The sequence below is a fragment of the Streptomyces sp. NPDC052043 genome, assembly GCF_044548235.1.
Classification (GTDB): Bacteria; Actinomycetota; Actinomycetes; order Streptomycetales; family Streptomycetaceae; genus Streptomyces.
The window spans coordinates 63294-81367 of sequence record NZ_JBIUBT010000009.1 but is presented as its reverse complement, the minus strand read 5'-3'; the positions used below and the strand labels follow the sequence as shown (position 1 = coordinate 81367).

At 71.1% G+C, this 18074-nt stretch carries 14 protein-coding genes and 1 tRNA gene; 8 read left to right on the top strand and 7 right to left on the bottom strand.

Going from position 1 to position 18074, the window contains the following annotated elements:
- Window positions 1-397 precede the first annotated feature (397 nt).
- Window positions 398-1780, top strand: coding sequence for an NAD(P)/FAD-dependent oxidoreductase (locus ACIHCX_RS22745; RefSeq protein WP_400032208.1), 1383 nt, complete (start codon window positions 398-400; stop codon window positions 1778-1780).
- 209 nt (window positions 1781-1989) lie between these two features.
- Window positions 1990-3321 (top strand): class I SAM-dependent methyltransferase, encoded by a 1332-nt coding sequence (locus tag ACIHCX_RS22740; protein ID WP_400032737.1) that lies wholly within the window; start codon window positions 1990-1992, stop codon window positions 3319-3321.
- A gap of 105 nt (window positions 3322-3426) precedes the next feature.
- Here ACIHCX_RS22740 and ACIHCX_RS22735 read toward each other — a convergent pair whose 3' ends face one another.
- A complete protein-coding gene (locus ACIHCX_RS22735; protein ID WP_400032206.1) occupies window positions 3427-5958 on the bottom strand; it encodes an ABC transporter permease in 2532 nt (843 codons plus the stop codon).
- Window positions 5959-6008: 50 nt separating this feature from the next.
- Window positions 6009-6803: an ABC transporter ATP-binding protein gene (locus tag ACIHCX_RS22730; protein ID WP_400032204.1), complete on the bottom strand. Its 795-nt coding sequence runs from the start codon at window positions 6801-6803 to the stop codon at window positions 6009-6011.
- A gap of 449 nt (window positions 6804-7252) precedes the next feature.
- On the opposite strand from ACIHCX_RS22730, the gene ACIHCX_RS22725 reads away from it, so the two are divergent.
- The 3 genes from ACIHCX_RS22725 to ACIHCX_RS22715 all read left to right on the top strand — a co-directional run bounded on the left by ACIHCX_RS22725 (window position 7253) and on the right by ACIHCX_RS22715 (window position 9974).
- Window positions 7253-7339 (top strand) — tRNA-Leu (locus tag ACIHCX_RS22725).
- A 324-nt stretch (window positions 7340-7663) separates the two neighbouring features.
- Window positions 7664-8839, top strand: a complete 1176-nt coding sequence (locus ACIHCX_RS22720) for a 4-hydroxybenzoate 3-monooxygenase (protein ID WP_400032202.1) — start codon at window positions 7664-7666, stop codon at window positions 8837-8839.
- Window positions 8840-9044: 205 nt separating this feature from the next.
- Window positions 9045-9974, top strand: coding sequence for a Bax inhibitor-1/YccA family protein (locus ACIHCX_RS22715; protein WP_400032200.1), 930 nt, complete (start codon window positions 9045-9047; stop codon window positions 9972-9974).
- Between the two features lie 129 nt (window positions 9975-10103).
- Here ACIHCX_RS22715 and ACIHCX_RS22710 read toward each other — a convergent pair whose 3' ends face one another.
- Entirely contained in the window at window positions 10104-10331 is a 228-nt protein-coding gene (locus ACIHCX_RS22710; protein ID WP_276111179.1) for a DUF4287 domain-containing protein, read from the bottom strand.
- Between the two features lie 98 nt (window positions 10332-10429).
- Between ACIHCX_RS22710 and ACIHCX_RS22705 the strand changes: the two genes are divergently transcribed.
- Window positions 10430-10741, top strand: a complete 312-nt coding sequence (locus tag ACIHCX_RS22705) for a hypothetical protein (protein WP_400032197.1) — start codon at window positions 10430-10432, stop codon at window positions 10739-10741.
- A gap of 81 nt (window positions 10742-10822) precedes the next feature.
- Here the strand turns inward: ACIHCX_RS22705 and ACIHCX_RS22700 are convergent, their stop codons facing one another.
- The 3 genes from ACIHCX_RS22700 to ACIHCX_RS22690 form a co-directional block, all read right to left on the bottom strand.
- Window positions 10823-11635 (bottom strand): hypothetical protein, encoded by an 813-nt coding sequence (locus ACIHCX_RS22700; RefSeq protein WP_400032195.1) that lies wholly within the window; start codon window positions 11633-11635, stop codon window positions 10823-10825.
- A gap of 318 nt (window positions 11636-11953) precedes the next feature.
- Window positions 11954-13174, bottom strand: coding sequence for an acetyl-CoA C-acetyltransferase (locus tag ACIHCX_RS22695; RefSeq protein ID WP_400032193.1), 1221 nt, complete (start codon window positions 13172-13174; stop codon window positions 11954-11956).
- Between the two features lie 201 nt (window positions 13175-13375).
- Window positions 13376-14479 (bottom strand): SGNH/GDSL hydrolase family protein, encoded by a 1104-nt coding sequence (locus tag ACIHCX_RS22690; protein WP_400032191.1) that lies wholly within the window; start codon window positions 14477-14479, stop codon window positions 13376-13378.
- A gap of 156 nt (window positions 14480-14635) precedes the next feature.
- Between ACIHCX_RS22690 and ACIHCX_RS22685 the strand changes: the two genes are divergently transcribed.
- The gene (locus tag ACIHCX_RS22685) at window positions 14636-16027 is read left to right on the top strand and encodes a cystathionine beta-synthase (protein WP_400032189.1); all 1392 of its coding nucleotides are present in this window, start codon (window positions 14636-14638) and stop codon (window positions 16025-16027) included.
- A 423-nt stretch (window positions 16028-16450) separates the two neighbouring features.
- Here the strand turns inward: ACIHCX_RS22685 and ACIHCX_RS22680 are convergent, their stop codons facing one another.
- Complete coding sequence (locus ACIHCX_RS22680; protein WP_400032187.1) at window positions 16451-16882, bottom strand: hypothetical protein; 432 nt, start codon at window positions 16880-16882, stop codon at window positions 16451-16453.
- A 296-nt stretch (window positions 16883-17178) separates the two neighbouring features.
- Here ACIHCX_RS22680 and ACIHCX_RS22675 point away from each other — a divergent pair, with 296 nt between their 5' ends.
- The gene (locus ACIHCX_RS22675) at window positions 17179-18021 is read left to right on the top strand and encodes a MurR/RpiR family transcriptional regulator (protein WP_400032185.1); all 843 of its coding nucleotides are present in this window, start codon (window positions 17179-17181) and stop codon (window positions 18019-18021) included.
- Window positions 18022-18074 lie beyond the last annotated feature (53 nt).

The window sequence follows — 18074 nt, the reverse complement described above, 5'->3', positions numbered from 1 at the left end:
GCAGTCGGGATACCGTGTGAGCGTCACCGAGCGGCCCGTCGACGCCCCTCGGTGACGCTCCGCCAGGAAAACTTCGTGAACTTCTTCACAAGGAATTCGGCCCTGTCAAGGGCCGAAAGGGCCTCCGGGGGCCCTTTCGGGGTCTCAGCAGGGGGAAAACCGTGCTCGGGTGAGCGCCTGGAAGGGGCCTCGGAGGGGTCGCAGGGCCCCTTCGGCGGGGACCTTCTTCGGTCAGACGAGCAGCTCACGCGGCCTTGACAACGGTCCGAACCGGACGGCGGGCGACTGTCGCCGCCGGAGCCCGCCGAACGGGGGCGCGGAGTTTAGCACAGGGTCTGCCCAACCTTGTGAAGGGGCGCACGAGCGACCCCCCTGGGGCAGGTGGATACTCGATGCCATGAGCACCACGGAGCGTCCCAGGATCCTCGTAGTAGGCGGTGGGTACGTAGGCCTGTACGCAGCTCGGCGCATCCTCAAGAAGATGCGCTACGGAGAGGCGACCGTCACGGTCGTCGACCCCCGTTCGTACATGACCTACCAGCCCTTCCTCCCCGAAGCCGCAGCCGGCAGCATCTCCCCCCGGCACGTCGTCGTCCCGCTGCGACGCGTGCTGCCCAAGGCGGAGGTCCTCACCGGCCGGGTCACCACCATCGACCAGGACCGCAAGGTCGCCACGGTCGCCCCGCTGGTCGGCGAGGCGTACGAGCTGCCCTTCGACTACCTGGTCATCGCGATGGGCGCGGTGTCCCGTACCTTCCCGATCCCGGGGCTCGCCGAGCAGGGCATCGGTATGAAGGGCATCGAGGAGTCCATCGGACTGCGCAACCACGTCCTGGAGCAGCTCGACAAGGCCGACTCCACCACCGACGAGGAGATCCGCCGCAAGGCGCTCACCTTCGTCTTCATCGGCGGTGGCTTCGCCGGCGCCGAGACCATCGGTGAGGTCGAGGACATGGCCCGCGACGCGGCCAAGTACTACAACAACGTGTCCCGCGAGGACATGCGCTTCATCCTCGTCGACGCCGCCGACAAGATCCTCCCCGAGGTCGGCCCGAAGCTCGGCCAGTACGGCCGGGAGCACCTCGAGGGCCGCGGTGTGGAGGTCTACCTCTCCACGTCCATGGACTCCTGCGTCGACGGCCACGTGGTGCTCAAGAACGGCCTCGAGGTCGACTCCAACACCATCGTGTGGACCGCGGGCGTCAAGCCCAACCCGGTGCTGTCCCGCTTCGGCCTGCCGCTCGGACCGCGCGGCCACGTCGACTGCGCGCCCACCCTCCAGGTGCAGGGCACGGACTACATCTGGGCCGCCGGTGACAACGCGCAGGTGCCCGACCTCGTCGGCCGCCGGGCGGGCAACGAGAACGCCTGGTGCCCGCCGAACGCCCAGCACGCGCTGCGCCAGGCCAAGGTCCTCGGCGACAACGTGATCTCCCAGATGCGGGGCTTCCCGCAGACGGACTACGAGCACGCCAACAAGGGCGCGGTCGCGGGCCTCGGTCTGCACAAGGGCGTCGCGATGATCGTCATGGGCAAGATGAAGATCAAGCTCAAGGGACGTCTCGCCTGGTACATGCACCGTGGCTACCACGGTATGGCCATGCCGACCTGGAACCGCAAGATCCGCATCTTCGCCGACTGGACCCTCGGCATGTTCCTCAAGCGCGAGGTCGTCTCCCTCGGCGCCATGGAGAACCCCCGCGAGGAGTTCTACGAGGCCGCCAAGCCCGCGCCGGTGCCCGCCGCGAGCAAGACCGAGGAGAAGGCCAAGGCCTCCTGACCTCCCGGTCCGACGAACCAACCGAGGGACCTCCCGCCATCCGTGGTGCGGGAGGTCCTTCGGCGTTCCGGTGGGCGTGAGGCAGCGCCGTTGCGGTGGAACGGCGGAGTTTGCCCAGTCGTAACTCCGTTGCGGGACTGCGCCGGGCGCGTCCCGGTGTTTACGTGGTGGATGACATACCGGCGTTCGTCGTCATGGAGGTGTGCACCATGCCCGATGCCGCGCTGCGGCTCACACGACTCCTCGAACAGCTGCTGGAGACCCCGCTTCCCGTACGCGTCCGCGCCTGGGACGGTTCCGAGGCGGGGCCACCGGACGCACCGAAGCTCGTCGTACGCAATCGCCGGGCCCTGCGGCGGTTGCTGTTCAAGCCGGGCGAACTGGGCCTGGCCCGTGCCTGGGTGGCCGGCGACCTGACCGTCGAGGGCGACCTCTACACCGCCCTGGACCTGCTCTCGGGCCTGATCTGGGAGCGCGGCGAGGACGCCCGCGGCCTCGGCCGGACGCTGCGCGACCCGGACGCCCGCGCCGCCGTGCGCGGCCTGGTGAAGCTGGCCGGCCCGCCGTTGCCGCCCGCCCCGCCCCTCGAGGAGGTCCGCAGGCGCCGCGGCCCCCTGCACACCAGGCGCCGCGACAAGCACGCCATCAGCCACCACTACGACGTCGGCAACGACTTCTACGAGCTCGTCCTCGGCCCCTCGATGGTGTACTCCTGCGCGTACTGGCCGGCCCCCGAGCCCCGCGCCACCCTCGAACAGGCCCAGCACGACAAGCTCGAACTCGTCTCGCGCAAACTGGACCTGAAACCCGGTCAGCGCCTCCTCGACGTCGGCTGCGGCTGGGGATCCATGGCCATCCACGCGGCCCGCGAGCACGGTGCGGGCGTCGTCGGCGTCACCCTGTCCCAGGAGCAGGCGGCGTACGCCCGCAAGCGCGTCGCCGAGGAGGGGCTCACCGACCGGGTGGAGATCCGCGTCCAGGACTACCGGGACGTGGACGACGGCCCCTACGACGCGATCTCCTCCATCGGTATGGCCGAACACGTCGGCGCCGAACCCTACCTGGAGTACGCGCGTGATCTGCGCGCCCTGCTGAAGCCCGGCGGGCGGCTGCTCAACCACCAGATCGGCCGTCGTCCGCAGCGTGACGAATCGACCTACCACGTGGACGAGTTCATCGACGCCTATGTGTTCCCGGACGGCGAGCTCGCGCCCGTGGGCACCACCGTCACCCAGTTGGAGCGGGCCGGTTTCGAGGTGCGCGACGTGGAGGCGCTCCGCGAGCACTACGCGCTCACCCTGCGCCGCTGGGTGGCCAACCTGGAGGCGGACTGGAACCGGGCGGTCCGTCTCACCAGCCCCGGCCGCGCCCGTGTCTGGCGCCTGTACATGGCGGCCTCCGCGCTCGCCTTCGAACGCAACCGCATCGGTGTCAACCAGGTGCTGGCCGTGCGGACCCCCGAATCCGGTGACTCGGGGATGCCGCTGCGGGCCCGCACCTGGGGTACGCCCGCCGCCCCGCGCCCGGCGCCCGCCGCCTAGCGCCCCGCCTCCCAGCGCCGGGCGCCCGCTGCCCGGCGCACATGCCGAAGGGGCCCGTTCCGTCATGGAACGGGCCCCTTCGGCGTAGCGGCCGCCGAGGCGCGGCTACTCGGACTTGATGGCCTGGAGCATGTTCAGCCGCGCCGCGCGCCGGGCCGGCCACAGCGCCGCCAGTACGCCGACCACCGCCGCGAGCAGCAGGAAGACGACCAGCCGCGACCAGGGCAGGATCAGCGCGTACGTCGACAGGCTGGAGCCGATCAGCTCACCGGCCGCCCAGCCGAAGAACACGCCGAGCCCGATGCCGAGGACGCCGCCGAACAGGGAGATCACCAGGGACTCCAGGCGGACCATCCGCTTGATGCCCTTGCGGTCCAGGCCGATGGCACGGAGCATGCCGATCTCCTGGGAGCGCTCGAACACCGACATGGCCAGGGTGTTGATGACTCCGAGGACCGCGACGATCACCGCCATGGCGAGCAGGCCGTAGAGCAGGTTCAGCATCAGGGTGAACACCTGCGCGATGCCGTTGGAGATGTCCTTCTTGTCCTGGATGCTGATCGCCGGGTTGGAGCCGAGGGCCTTCACCAGACGGTCCTTGGTCGCTTCGGACGCCCCGTCGGAGGTCTTGACCATGACCTGCATGTCGTTCGGGCGGGCCTGGTGCGGCGTGAGGGTGGCGTTGTCCAGCATGATCCCGCGGATCATCTGGTTGCCCTCGTAGACCCCGGCGACGGTCAGGCGCTGCTTCTTCCCGTCCTCGAAGGAGGCGGTGAAGACCGAACCGGCCTTCCAGCCGTGCGACGTGGCGGTCTTGTTGTCCACGACGACCTTCGTGCCGCCGACCGTGAAGGAGCCCTCGTCGACCCGGAGGTCGGTCAGCTTGCCGATCGCCTTGCCGTTCACCCCGGTCAGGAACTCGGTCTGGCCGTCGATGCGGGAGGGCGCGTTGCGCAGCGGGCTGGTGGCCGTCACGCCCTCGGTGTCGCGCAGCTTGCTGTCGACGTCCGGGGAGAGGAAGGTGCCGTTCGCCATCGACACCACGTAGTCGGCGCGGATCGCGGACGAGGCCATCTTGTCGATCGCGTGCTGGAGGCTGCCCGCCATCACCGTCATGCCGGTGATGAGGGTCAGGCCGATCATCAGGGCGGACGCGGTGGCCGCCGTACGGCGCGGGTTGCGCACCGAGTTCTGCCGGGCCAGCTTGCCGGAGACGCCGAAGACGCGCAGGACGGGGGCCGCGGCGGCGATCAGCGGACGGGACAGCAGCGGGGTCAGGATGAACACGCCGATGATCAACAGCACCGCGCCGATGCCCATGGGCGCCTGGGCGGAGTCGATGTCGTCCATCGTCGTGGCCATCAGCACCGTGACGACACCGGCGGCCGAGAACAGGGCTCCGATGGTGTTGCGCAGCACCAGCGACTTGGTGGTCGCCTGCGCGTGCAGGCTGCTCATCGCCGCCACCGGCGGGATCTTGGCGGCCCGGCGGCCGGGCAGCCACGCGGCCAGCATGGTCACGAGGACGCCGACCGCGAGGGCGGCGACGACGGTGCCGGGCGTGACGACCAGCGGCCCGTCGGGCACGGTGGCGCCCATCGAGCCCAGCAGGGACTTCAGCCCGGCGCCGATGCCGATGCCCGCGACCAGACCGATCACGGCGGCCACCACGCCCACCAGGAACGCCTCGATCAGCACGGACCGGGTGACCTGCCGGCGGGAGGCGCCGACCGCGCGCAGCAGCGCCAGCTCCTTGGTGCGCTGGGCGACCAGCATGGTGAAGGTGTTGGCGATGATGAAGGTCCCGACGAACAGCGCGATGCCGGCGAAGACCAGCAGGCCCTGACGCAGTCCGCTCATCGAGTCCGAGATCATCCGCGCCTGGTCGTCGGCGAGGTTCTTGGCGGTGGTCGTCTCGGTCGTCCCCTTCGGCAGCGCCCGGTCCAGCTGCGCCTTCAGCGCCGCCTGGCTGGTGCCCGCCTTCGCCTGCACGTCGATCTCGTCGTACGTGCCCGGCTTGCCGAACAGCTTCTGGGCGGTCGCCGTGTCGAACAGGGCGAGGCTGCCGCCGGCCGCGACGTTGCCGTCGTCGGTGGTGAAGATGCCGACGACGGTGGGCGTGAGGACGGGGCCGTCGACGGAGACGCGGATGGTGTCGCCGACCTTGTACCCGGCGCGCCGTGCGGTCTCGGAGTCGATGAGGACCTGGTCCTCGCCGTGCGGGGCGGTTCCGGCTTTCAGCGGGTACCGGGGGTCCTTCGTGCCCCAGTAGTTGCCGCCCCGGGACTGGAAGCCGCCGCCGATCAGCTTGCCGTGCTTGTCGGCGATCGCGGTGAAGCCGTGCACGACGCCGATGACGGAGCCGGCGCCGGGCACGCGGGCGCTCTCGTCCAGCTGCGTCTGGGTCAGCTCGGGCCGCCTGCCGACCCGGTCGCCCTTGCCCTGCTGGAACTTGGACTGCACGGCCACGTCGACATGGTCGAAGCCCTTGGCGGAACTCTTCTGGAACGCGTCCGAGATGGTGTTGGTGAAGACCAGGGTCCCCGACACGAAGGCGACGCCGAGCATCACGGCGAGCACGGTCATGAGGAGCCGGGCCTTGTGCGCGAGTACGGTGCGCAAGGCGGTGCGGAACATGGGTTCGTCTCAGTCCAGGGGGTGGGAGGTGGGGGGAGGCAGGCGGGGGATCAGCTGCTCTGGGCGTCGGGGGAGGAGGTCCGGGCGCTCCCCCCGGGAAGGCGCCGCATGAGGTCGAGGACCGCGTCCGCCGTCGGCTCGTGCACCTCGTCCACGATCCGTCCGTCCGCGAGGAACACCACCCGGTCCGCGTACGCCGCGGCCACCGGGTCGTGGGTCACCATCACCACCGTCTGGCCCATCTCGCGCACGGAGTTGCGCAGGAAGCCGAGCACCTCGGCCCCGGCGCGCGAGTCGAGGTTTCCGGTGGGCTCGTCACCGAAGATGATCTCCGGCTTGGCGGCCAGCGCCCGGGCGACGGCGACGCGCTGCTGCTGACCGCCCGACAGCTGGGAGGGCCGGTGGCCCAGCCGGTCGCTGAGCCCGACCATCCCGATCACGGAGTCGAGCCACTTCTGGTCCGGCTTGCGCCCGGCGATGTCCATCGGAAGGGTGATGTTCTCCAGGGCCGTGAGCGTCGGCAGCAGGTTGAACGCCTGGAAGATGAAGCCGATCTTGTCCCGGCGCAACCGGGTGAGCTGCTTGTCCTTGAGGGCACCGAGTTCGGTGTCACCGATGCGCACCGAACCGGAGGAGAACGTGTCCAGGCCCGCCACGCAGTGCATCAGCGTGGACTTGCCGGACCCGGAGGGGCCCATGATCGCGGTGAACTCGGCCTGGCGGAATTCGACGGAGACCCGGTCGAGGGCGACCACCTGGGTCTCGCCCTGTCCGTAGATCTTCGACAGATCCGTGGCACGCGCGGCCACGGCGGTGGTCCGGCCGGCGATGGAAGAGGTGGTCACGGGTGGGTGCTCCTGACGGGACGACGACGTTCGCGGGACGTAGACCATCGTCGCCTCCGATCGGGCCCGCGCAGTCACCCGCTGCGCTCGTTCCGGGGGCCGACTGGGGTCGGACCGGGGCCGCGCGCGTCATACCTGGGGAGGAGGGCCGTCCCTGAACCTGGGGAGGAGGACGGCCCTGAACCCGGGGAGGAGGGCGGCCCTGAGCTGCGCCCTTCCGGCCCGGCCGGGAAAACGGGTCGATCCCCCCGGTTCGGACGGTGAAATTCCGTCATTCCAGGTGCGCGCCCGGCGCTCACCCGCAAGGCTGTTGGCAAGTACCGATGGCCACCCCCGCGTGCTGATGCTCCCTCAGTTACCAATAAAATAAGACAACATGAATCCACCCGCCCGCTGTTCGGGCAAGGGGTCCCGATAGGGTCGGAGCCGCAGCGCGGAGCCCATGGCCTGCCCGGATGGTGGAAAGCAGACACGGCGAGCTTAAACCTCGCTGCCCCTTCGCGGGCGTGCCGGTTCAAGTCCGGCTCCGGGCACCACCACGTGCACACGGTCCGACCGGCGGATACGCCGTGCGGCCGCGGTCGCCCCTCGGGGGCGCGGGAACGCGCTGCGCACAGGGCCGCGCCTCTCGGTGGGCGGGTCGGAGCAGACTCCCCGCGTCCCCGGCCCCGCGTGCCCCTCATCCCTCGCCGCCGCGCTTCTGTGCACGAGCGCTTTCCCTGACGTGAACTCTCGTCGACGCGGACAACCATTGACATCGGGTGCGTCCGGACGGAAACTCAGGGGCACATCATAGTGAAAGAAATTTCACCAGACGAACAAGCGGGACGCTCAGCCACCCACCCCGAAGGGAACGACCGATGCGCACCACCGTCGGCATCATCGGAGCCGGACCGGCCGGCCTGCTCCTGGCCCGGCTGCTCCACAACGCCGGGATCGACTCGGTCGTCCTGGAGAGCCGCGACCGCGCCTACGTCGAGCACCGGCAGCGGGCCGGGATCCTGGAGCAGGGCACCGTGGACGTGCTGCGCGCGGCCGGGGCCGGGGAGCGGATGGACCGCGAGGGGCTGCGGCACGACGGGATCGAGCTGCGCTTCGACCGGCGTCGGCACCGCGTCGACTTCCCCGCGCTCACCGGCGGCCGGTCGGTGATGGTCTACGCCCAGACCGAGGTCTGCAAGGACCTCATCGCCCTGCAGCTCCAGGAGGGCGGCCCGTTGCTGTTCGAGGCGGAGGCGCTGGCCGTGCAGGGGGCGGAGAGCGACCGCCCCTCCATCCGGTTCCGCCACCAGGGGCGCGAGGACGTCCTGGAGTGCGACTACGTCGTCGGGTGCGACGGCTTCTGGGGTGTGGCCCGCAAGGCCGTCCCGGCCTCGCTCTCCCAGGTGTTCGAGCGGACGTACCCCTTCGGCTGGCTCGGCATCCTCGCCGACGTGGCCCCCTCGCACGACGAGCTGGTCTACGCCCGCCACGACCGCGGGTTCGCCCTGCTGTCCATGCGCTCCCCGTCCGTCTCCCGCCTCTACCTCCAGGTGCCCGCGGACACCGACGCGCAGGCGTGGAGCGACGAGGAGATCTGGGACGAGCTCGACCGGAGGCTCGAGACCGACGGCGACTGGACCCTGAACCGTGGGCCGATCACCCAGAAGTCGGTGACCCCGATGCGCTCCTACGTCCACGAACCCATGCGTCACGGCCGCCTGTTCCTGGCCGGGGACGCCGCCCACATCGTGCCGCCGACCGGGGCCAAGGGACTGAACCTCGCCGTCGGCGACGTCGCGACCTTCGCGCGGGCGCTCGTCCACGAGAAGGAGACGGGGTCCGCCGAACTCCTCGACGCCTACTCGCAGACCTGCCTGCGGCGTGTCTGGCAGGCCGAGCGCTTCAGCTACGACATGACGACGATGCTGCACGCCGATCCGGACGCCACCGCCTTCGAGGGACGGCTTCAACTGGCCCGGCTGGACCGGATCGGCTCCTGCCGGGCCGCCGAGACCGACCTCGCCGAGGGCTACACCGGGTTCCCGATCGGCTGACGGACACTCGGGTGGTCTCCGGCCGGTTCCGGAGGTGTTCCGGGTCGGTCATGAACGGGGCCCTCCCTGGCCGGGAATCATGCGGCGACGTAGCGTGTTCCGGAGCACGGTGAGGGAAAGATCCTTCGCAGGTACTAGGGTCAGCCCTTTGCCTTTCCATTACTCTTGAGGCCAAGGCCGCGCCGCGCGGCCGTGGAGGAGTGAGATGAGGAGCAGAAACCCGGTCTTCTCGCGACGGGGGTTCAGCCGCGACAACGGCTACGCGGGCTTCAACGCCGCGCCGCAGGCCGGGGGCCCCGCTGTCGGCACGCAGCAGGGCAATCCGTACGCGCAGGGCAACCCGTACGCCCAGCAGAGCGGCAACCCCTACGCGCAGAACCCTTACGCTCAGAACCCCTACGCCCAGCAGGACTTCCAGCAGGGCGCGCCGCCGCAGGCCCCGGCCACCACCGGCCGGATGACGATGGACGACGTCGTCCTGCGCACCGCGTCCACGCTCGGCACCCTGGTCGTGACGGCCGCGCTCGCCTGGGCGCTGCTGCCGGTCGACAGCGCCAACATCGGCCGTTCCTACGGGATCGCCATCGGCGCCATGGTGATCGCCCTGGTCCTGGGCCTGGTGCAGTCGTTCAAGCGCAAGGCCTCGCCCGCGCTGATCCTGACCTACGCCGCGGCCGAGGGCGTGTTCCTCGGCGTCGTCTCCAACGTCGTCGACACCCACATCGCCAGCGGCGCGGCCATGCAGGCCGTGCTCGGCACGATGGCCGTCTTCGTCGGCGTCCTGCTGGCGTACAAGGCGGGCTGGATCCGCGTCACCCGCCGGTTCTACGGCTTCGTGATGGCGGCGGCGCTCGGCTTCGTGCTGCTGATGGCGGTCAACATGCTGTTCGCGGTGTTCGGCGGCGGGGACGGCCTCGGCTTCCGCAGCGGCCCGCTCGGCATCCTCTTCGGGGTCATCGGCATCATCCTCGGCGCCTGCTTCCTGGCTCTGGACTTCAAGCAGGTCGAGGACGGCATCGCCTACGGCGCCCCGCGCGAGGAGGCCTGGCTCGCGGCCTTCGGCCTCACGCTGACGCTGGTGTGGATCTACATGGAGTTCCTGCGCCTCATCGCGATCCTCAACCAGAGCGACTAGCTCCAGCGCGCCTCTGGTCCACGGCGCACCGCGCGCCGGACGAACGCAAGGGCCCCGGGTCTTCCCGGGGCCCTTCGTCGTTCCGGCACGATGTCCGCCGGTGGCGTCGACGTTGCGCCGCACGCGCGCCTAGAGCAGCTTGCGTGCGGCCCTCCTGAGGTCGTACTCGTGGATGAGCGCCTTGGCGTGGCCGTACGCGAGGTCGTGTTCGTGGCGGAGCCAACTGACCTTCTCCTCGAAGCGGAGCGCGGGGCCTTCTTCTACGGTGCGCAGCCAGTCGGAGACCTCACGACCGGTGCAGTGGGGGATGCGGGCGAGCAGATTGCGATGGGTCTCTTCGGAGAAGACTTGGGACATCGGCGCCTCCGGACGCATTCGAAGCCGGTCCTTCACGTCACCGTGCCTGAGGGTTCCCGTATTGGCAACAGTCGTGCCGTGGCGCGTAGTCTCGCGGCGTGGTTGACACGACATCTCTGACCCGGGCAGTGGATCACTTCGCCGACCGCCTCAGGGCGGCGCCGCAGAGCCGGCTGCAACGGGCGGGCGCGGCGGAGGCACTCGCGCTGGCCCGGGAGTTCGCCCGGCGGGCCCAACTCGCCGAGTGCCCCGGGTGTGAGCCGCGGGAGATGCCGGACGCGGGGATGTTCGCCGCCGCGGACCAGGTCACGGTCGCCGGACACGACCTGGCCCTCGTCCTGAAGGACGAGACCGAGGTCGAGGAGGCCGTGCGCCTGGTGCAGGAGGCGCTGAAACGCGCGGGTGTCTGAGACGCGCGCGGGTGTCCACGACGCGCGGGTGCCGGAGACGCGGACGGGCCCCGGCGCGCCGGCTGGGAGCCGGTGCGGGTCCTACAGGGACGCGATGACCCGGTCCGCCAGGATGTAGACCTGCTCCGCACCGCAGGTGAAGGTGAGCGTGTAGGCGCCGGAGACGCCCGAACCGCCGAGCAGTACCGGGGTCTCGCCCGCGTGCAGGGCGTCGGCCAGGCGTTCCGCGGTCTCGCGGTGCCCCGGGGTCATGCACAGGGTCGTGCCGTCGGCGAAGACGTAGACGTCGAGGGTGCCCAGCGGGCCCGGGCGGACGTCGGCGAGCTCCACGCCGGACTCGGCCAGGTCCTCCAGCGTGGCGAGCGTCTGCTCGTGGTCGCCGCCGACGGGCGACGGGTGCGGGGTGAAGTCCGGGTGCGAGGGGTGCCGGCGGCGGGCCGCGGCCAGCTCGGGGGACTCGCCCAAGGCGCCGCCCTGGACGCGGTCCTTGCCGGAGTACTCGTCGGCCTCCGGGCCGGACTCGGTCACCGGCTCCAGGTGCTCGAGGCCGGTCAGGTCGGCCTGCCGGGGCAGGAACAGTTCACTGTCGGGCAGCCCCAGCACGGAGGGCGCGTCGGCGGCGTCCCGCGCCTCCTGGGCGGCCCAGAAGGCGCGCGCCTCGGCCAGCTCCCGCTCCCGCTCCTCGGCGAGCGCCTCGACCACGGCGGCGCGTATCTGCTCCGTGTCCGCGTGGCCGCGGGCGGCGGGCAGCAGTGCGCGTGCGGTGGTCGCGTGGTTCTCCGCGAGCTGGGTGTGCAGGGCCGCGACCTGACGGCGCAGCACCCACAGGACGCGCAGGACGGCGACGCCCACGGCGCCGGTGGCGGCCGTGGTGAGCAGCAAGGCGATGGGCATGACGCTCACTGACGTACTCCCGGGTTCAAGGTCGACCCCCGACTTCCTACATCAGCTTGAAGGGCGGACTATCCAAGTGTCAGTGCGTAATGTCACGAAACGGACAGAATTATGGTCCGATGCGGCCCCAGGGCCCTCCGAGGTAAAGCGCTGACCTGCGTAAACCTCTCCGCCGAGGGAGATAGGTCACATCCTGAGGGAGATTGGATCACAAAACGGCCCGGAACCAAGGGGTTCTTGGATTCCGGGCCATTCGGTCACAGCGGGTGGTAAGGCGGCCACTGACGGTCTCTCAAGCGGCCTCTGTGGCGCGGTGGGTCAGCTGAGGCGTTCGATGACCATCGCCATGCCCTGGCCGCCGCCCACGCACATCGTCTCCAGGCCGAACTGCTTGTCGTGGAACTGGAGGGAGTTGACGAGCGTGCCGGTGATGCGGGCGCCGGTCATGCCGAAGGGGTGGCCCACGGCGATCGCGCCGCCGTTGACGTTCAGCCGGTCCAGGTCGATGCCGAGGTCGCGGTAGGAGGGGATCACCTGGGCGGCGAAGGCCTCGTTGATCTCGACCAGGTCGATGTCGCCGACGGTCAGCCCGGCCCGCTTCAGGGCCTGCCGGGACGCCTCGACCGGACCCAGGCCCATGATCTCCGGGGACAGGGCGGAGACGCCGGTGGAGACGATCCGGGCGAGCGGGGTGAGGCCCAGCTCGCGGGCCTTGGTGTCGGACATGATGACGAGCGCGGCGGCGCCGTCGTTGAGCGGGCAGCAGTTGCCGGCGGTGACCAGGCCGTCCGGGCGGAAGACCGGCTTGAGGCCGGCCACGCCCTCCATGGTCACGCCGGGGCGCGGGCCGTCGTCCTTGCCGATCACCGTGCCGTCGGGCAGCGTCACCGGGGTGATCTCCCGCTCCCAGAAGCCGTTCTTGAGGGCCTCCTCGGCGAGGTTCTGCGACCGCACGCCGAACTCGTCCATCTCCTGGCGGGTGACGCCCTTGAGCCGGGCCAGGTTCTCCGCGGTCTGGCCCATCGCGATGTAGGCGTCGGGGACCAGTCCGTCCTCGCGCGGGTCGTGCCAGGTCGAGCCGCCCTGCTCGGCCCTGGCCGCGGTACGGGCCTCCGCCTCGGCGAACAGCGGGTTGTGCGTGTCCGGCAGGCTGTCGGAGTTGCCCTTGGTGAACCGGGAGACCGTCTCGACGCCGGCCGAGACGAACACGTCGCCCTCGCCGGCCCTGATCGCGTGCAGGGCCATCCGGGAGGTCTGGAGCGACGAGGAGCAGTAGCGGGTGATCGTGCAGCCGGGCAGGTGGTCCATGCCCATCCGCACGGCGACGATCCGGCCGAGGTTGTTGCCCTGCTCGCCGCCGGGCAGGCCGCAGCCGAGCATCAGGTCGTCGATGTCCCGGGGGTCCAACTCGGGGATCTTCGCGAGGGCCGCCTGGATGATCGTGGCGGTGAGGTCGTCGGGGCGCAGGTCCTTGAGGGAGCCCTTGAAGGCGCGGCCGATGGGGGAGCGGGCAGTCGAGACGATGACGGCTTCGGGCATCACGACTCCATGGTGATGGGGCGGCGCGCGCCCAGCACCGCTCGTGGCGGGCGGTGGTCGGGCGACCGGGCGGCCGTGTGGTCGATTACGGACGGCAGCTTGGAAGTTACCGGTACGTACGGCCGGGGTCACTCCGGTCGGGGTGTGACCCTGACCGCACTTTTCTAAGCGCTTGCTTTTCCTGTTCGGCCCGGGGCGCTCTCACACCGCCCGGAGGCCGCCCTCGGACTCCTCCCAGCTTCCCGAATCGCTCCTCGAATCGCTCCGCGAATCGAGGGGCTCCTCGGACGGGCCCGAAGGGGCCGGCTCGGGCTCGGGTACCCGGCGCCGCCGGCGCCGCTTGAGCAGGGCCCACGGTCCGCGCGGACCGGTCGGCAGCGCCGCCGTGACCTCCGTGCCCGCCTGCGACGCGGCCTCGGCCGCCGCGCGGGCCACCGGCAGGAAGCCCTCGCTCCGCGACACGTCCGGGCGCTCCTCCTCGGCCGGCCACAGGCCCAGCGCCGCGCACACCGTCGGCAGCACCGCCATCGCCGCCGTCGCGTACCCCTCCGCGGAGGGGTGGTAGTTGTCCGGACCGAACAGCTCCCGCGGGTTCGCCGCGAACTCCGGACCCAGCAGGTCGCCCAGGGACACGGTCCTGCCCCCCTGCTCCACCGCCCCGATGGTCTGCGCCGCGGCCAGTTGCCGCGAGGCCCGCCGGGCCAGCCACCGCAGGGGCTGCTGGACCGGCTCGATCGTGCCGAGGTCCGGGCAGGTGCCCACGACGACCTCGGCGCCCGCCGTGCGCAGCCGCCGCACCGCCGCCGACAGATGGCGCACCGAGCGTGTCGGCGGCATCCGGTGGGTCACGTCGTTCGCCCCGACCATGATCACGCAGATGTCCGGTACCCGCTCCGGGTCGCCCAGCACCAGCGCCACCTGGCGGTCCAGGTCGTCCGACCGGGCACCGGGCAGCGCCACGGTGCGCAACCGCACCGGGCGTTCCGCCACCGCCGCCAGACCCGACGCCAGCAGCGCGCCCGGCGTCTGCCCGGCCCGGTGCACCCCCTGCCCCGCGGCCGTGGAGTCACCGAGCATGACCAGGCTCAGCGGCGGCTCGCCCGGAGTGTCGTAGGTGTGGCCGAACAGGCCGTCCGCGACCGGCAGGTGGTTGTCCGAGCCGTTGCCCACGTGGCGCTTGGCCATCTGCACCTCGGCCAGCAGCAGGCCGACGGCCGCGGCGCCGACCAGACCGAGCCCGCCGCCGCCGTACGCGGCGCCGGCCGCGATCCGCCGGGCCACTCTCGCCCTCGACATGTTCGTCATGCCCGCCGACCTCCTCGTAGCCGTACATCCACTCCTTGCCCCGTACGGACCGTCGTCCAATCTTGACGGCGAGTGAACGCGCACCCCGGGCGGTCCCCCTGGCTTTAGGCTGGCGGCACACCACGACCACACCTTTTGCAACAACCGGAGACAACGGTGCAATTCCACGACTCGATGATCAGCCTCGTCGGCAACACCCCGCTGTTGCGGCTCAACAGCGTCACCAAGGGGATCCAGGCGACCGTCCTGGCGAAGGTCGAGTACTTCAACCCGGGCGGCTCCGTGAAGGACCGCATCGCTCTGCGCATGATCGAGGCGGCCGAGCAGAGCGGGGAGCTCAAGCCCGGTGGCACGATCGTCGAGCCGACCAGTGGGAACACCGGTGTGGGACTGGCCATCGTGGCCCAGCAGAAGGGCTACAAGTGCATCTTCGTGTGCCCGGACAAGGTCTCCACCGACAAGATCAACGTGCTGCGCGCGTACGGCGCCGAGGTGGTCGTGTGCCCGACGGCCGTCGCGCCGGAGCACCCTGACTCCTACTACAACGTCTCCGACCGGCTGGTCCGCGAGACCCCCGGCGCCTGGAAGCCCGACCAGTACTCGAACCCGAACAACCCCCTGTCGCACTACCACTCCACCGGTCCCGAGCTGTGGAAGCAGACCGAGGGCAGGATCACCCACTTCGTGGCCGGCGTCGGCACCGGCGGCACCATCTCCGGCACCGGCCGCTACCTGAAGGACGCCAGCGACGGCCGGGTCAAGGTCGTCGGCGCCGACCCGGAGGGCTCGGTGTACTCCGGCGGGTCCGGGCGGCCGTACCTCATCGAGGGCGTCGGTGAGGACTTCTGGCCGACCGCCTACGACCGGACCGTGGCCGACGAGATCGTCGCCGTGTCCGACAAGGACGCCTTCCAGATGACCCGCCGCCTCGCCAAGGAGGAGGGCCTGCTGGTCGGCGGCTCCTGCGGCATGGCCGTCGTCGCGGCGCTGCGGGTGGCCGAGGGGCTCGGCCCGGACGACGTCGTGGTCGTCCTGCTGCCGGACAGCGGGCGCGGGTACCTGTCGAAGATCTTCAACGACGAGTGGATGGCCGACTACGGCTTCCTGGAGGACGAGGGCTCGAGCGCCCGCGTCGGTGACGTGCTGAGCGACAAGGAGGGCGGCTCCATTCCCTCCCTGGTCCACATGCACCCGGACGAGACCGTCGGCGAGGCCGTCGACGTGCTGCGCGAGTACGGCGTCTCGCAGATGCCGATCGTGAAGCCGGGCGCCGGCCACCCGGACGTCATGGCGGCCGAGGTGGTCGGATCGGTGGTCGAGCGGGAGCTGCTGGACGCGCTGTTCACCCGGCGGGCCGCGCTGGAGGACCCGCTGGAGAAGCACATGTCGGCTCCGCTGCCCCAGGTCGGCTCCGGCGAGCCGGTCGCCGACCTGATGTCGGTGTTGGGCGTGGCGGACGCGGCGATCGTGCTGGTGGAGGGCAAGCCGACCGGGGTCGTCAGCCGTCAGGACCTGCTCTCCTTCCTGGCCAAGGGCGGAAAGCACTGACGCACCGCCGCGGCCGGCGTGCCGGCGGGGAACGTGCGGTGACCCGCGGCTGAGAGACAGTCGTGGAAACGGTACGTGCGTGTCACGTGCACGCAGCACCCGCTTCACATACGTCCGGCAGATTGGTGGGCGTCGGAAGGGGCCGGTTCGCCTCCCGGGCGCCGAGCGCCGGGGGCGGCCGTCGGTCCCGGCCGGCGCCGTGCGGCGTCGCGGACCTCCGGAGCGGCTCCCGGACCTCCATGGACGCCACGGACGCGATGGCCCGGCCCTGACCCGGCCCGCGTCCCCCGCGGGGACCGCCGTCGTCCCGCCCCCCGGTCACCGGGGGTGCGGCGGTCCCCGCGCATACACCTCGCCCCCGCACGGTCGCGCCGTGGACGCGGCCGCTCACACCTGCCGGGCGTCGCCCTCGACCGCGGTCGCTCACTCCCGCCAGGTGTCGTCCTCGGCGCGGTGGCGGCGGCTGAACAGGCCCGGGTTGGTACGGGCGGCCTGGACGGCGTTGACGCCCACGATCCCGACCCAGGCGACGATGAGGCCGGGCAGGTGGCCGAGGCCGCCGCCGATCGCGGACAGCGGCACGGCCAGCACCAGCGAGACGATGCCGAAGCCGAAGCGCTCGCCCCAGGAGTCGGTGGCCTTCGGCGAGCGCGAGCCCCGGGCCACGGTCATCTGCTCCTCGGCGAACTGCCGCCGCATCCGGCGTTCGACGGCGCTGTCGATGCGCTGGTCGACCTTCTCCAGAAACGAGTCGACCAGCGCGGACTCGTACTCCTCGCCCAGTTCCCTGCGGGCCTGCAGGGAGGCGTTCAGGTCCTTCTTCAGGTCCGTGTCCCGCGCGTCCATTCCGCTCATGCGGACCAGGCTAGAGAGCCGGCGGGCCCACCGCACTGGGGATAGCCCCCCTGTCGGGGGTGGGGGCGGGCCGCCGTCGGCGTCGCCGGGGCTGCGGCCGGCGACACCGACGGGGCCTGCTCACCGTATGCGCACCGATTGTCACGATCTGTGTCTGTTGGGGCGGATTTAATGACACTTGGTCGATCCCTTGCCCTGACTGTATGGCCTCATGCAGAGTTCTTGGTGTCTGAATAGAAACTGGTCGGGGAGATACCCTCCCGGGGCGTCGACGACATCTGGAGGGGGAGCACGTCATGAGCGTGACCGACAGCCCTGCCGCGCGGCTGCAGGCGCTCTTCGAAGGGCACCGGCTCACACCGACCCAGCGGCGCATCGCGCACAGCATGGTGCGGAGGGCCGCCGACGTGCCCTTCCTGTCCAGTGTCGAGCTGGCCGAACTGGCCGGGGTCAGCCAGCCGTCGGTGACCCGTTTCGCGGTCGCCCTGGGCTTCGACGGCTACCCGGCGCTGCGCCGGCACCTGCGCGAGGTCGCGCCCGCCGAACCGGCCGCCCGGCCGGCCTCGTGCAACGAGTACCAGCAGGCGGTCGAGGCCGAGATCGAGAACCTGAGGCACCTCGCGGAGGTGCTGGCCGATCCGCGGCCGGTGCGCAGGGCGGGACAGGTGCTCGCCGCCTCGCGCCCGCTGCCGGTCCTCGGCCTGCGGGCCGCGGCCGCCCAGGCCTACGGCTTCGCGTACTTCGCCGCCAAGGTCCACCCGGACGTACGGCTGCTCGACGAGGGCGGCACGATGATCCAGGACCGCATCGACGGCGCCGTACGGGCGGGCGCCTCCGCGCTGCTGTGCTTCGCGCTGCCGCGCCATCCGCGCGAGGTGGTGGACACCCTCGCCCACGCCAAGGAGACGGGGCTGACCGTCGTCACGGTCGCCGACTCGGCGTTCGCGCCGGTCGCCAAGCACTCCGACCTGCTGCTGCCCGCGGCCGTCGGCACCGGACTCGCCTTCGACACCGCGTGCGCGCCGATGCTGCTCGGCCGGGTGCTCCTGGAGGCGATGTGCGACGACCTGCCCGACGCGCAGGCGCGCCTGGAGGAGTTCGACCAGAAGGCGGCGGCACGGGGGCTGTTCGTCGAGTGACGCCTCGGGGGTGAGGCCGGGGACTGGGCGCTCTCAGACTCGTCTCACCAACG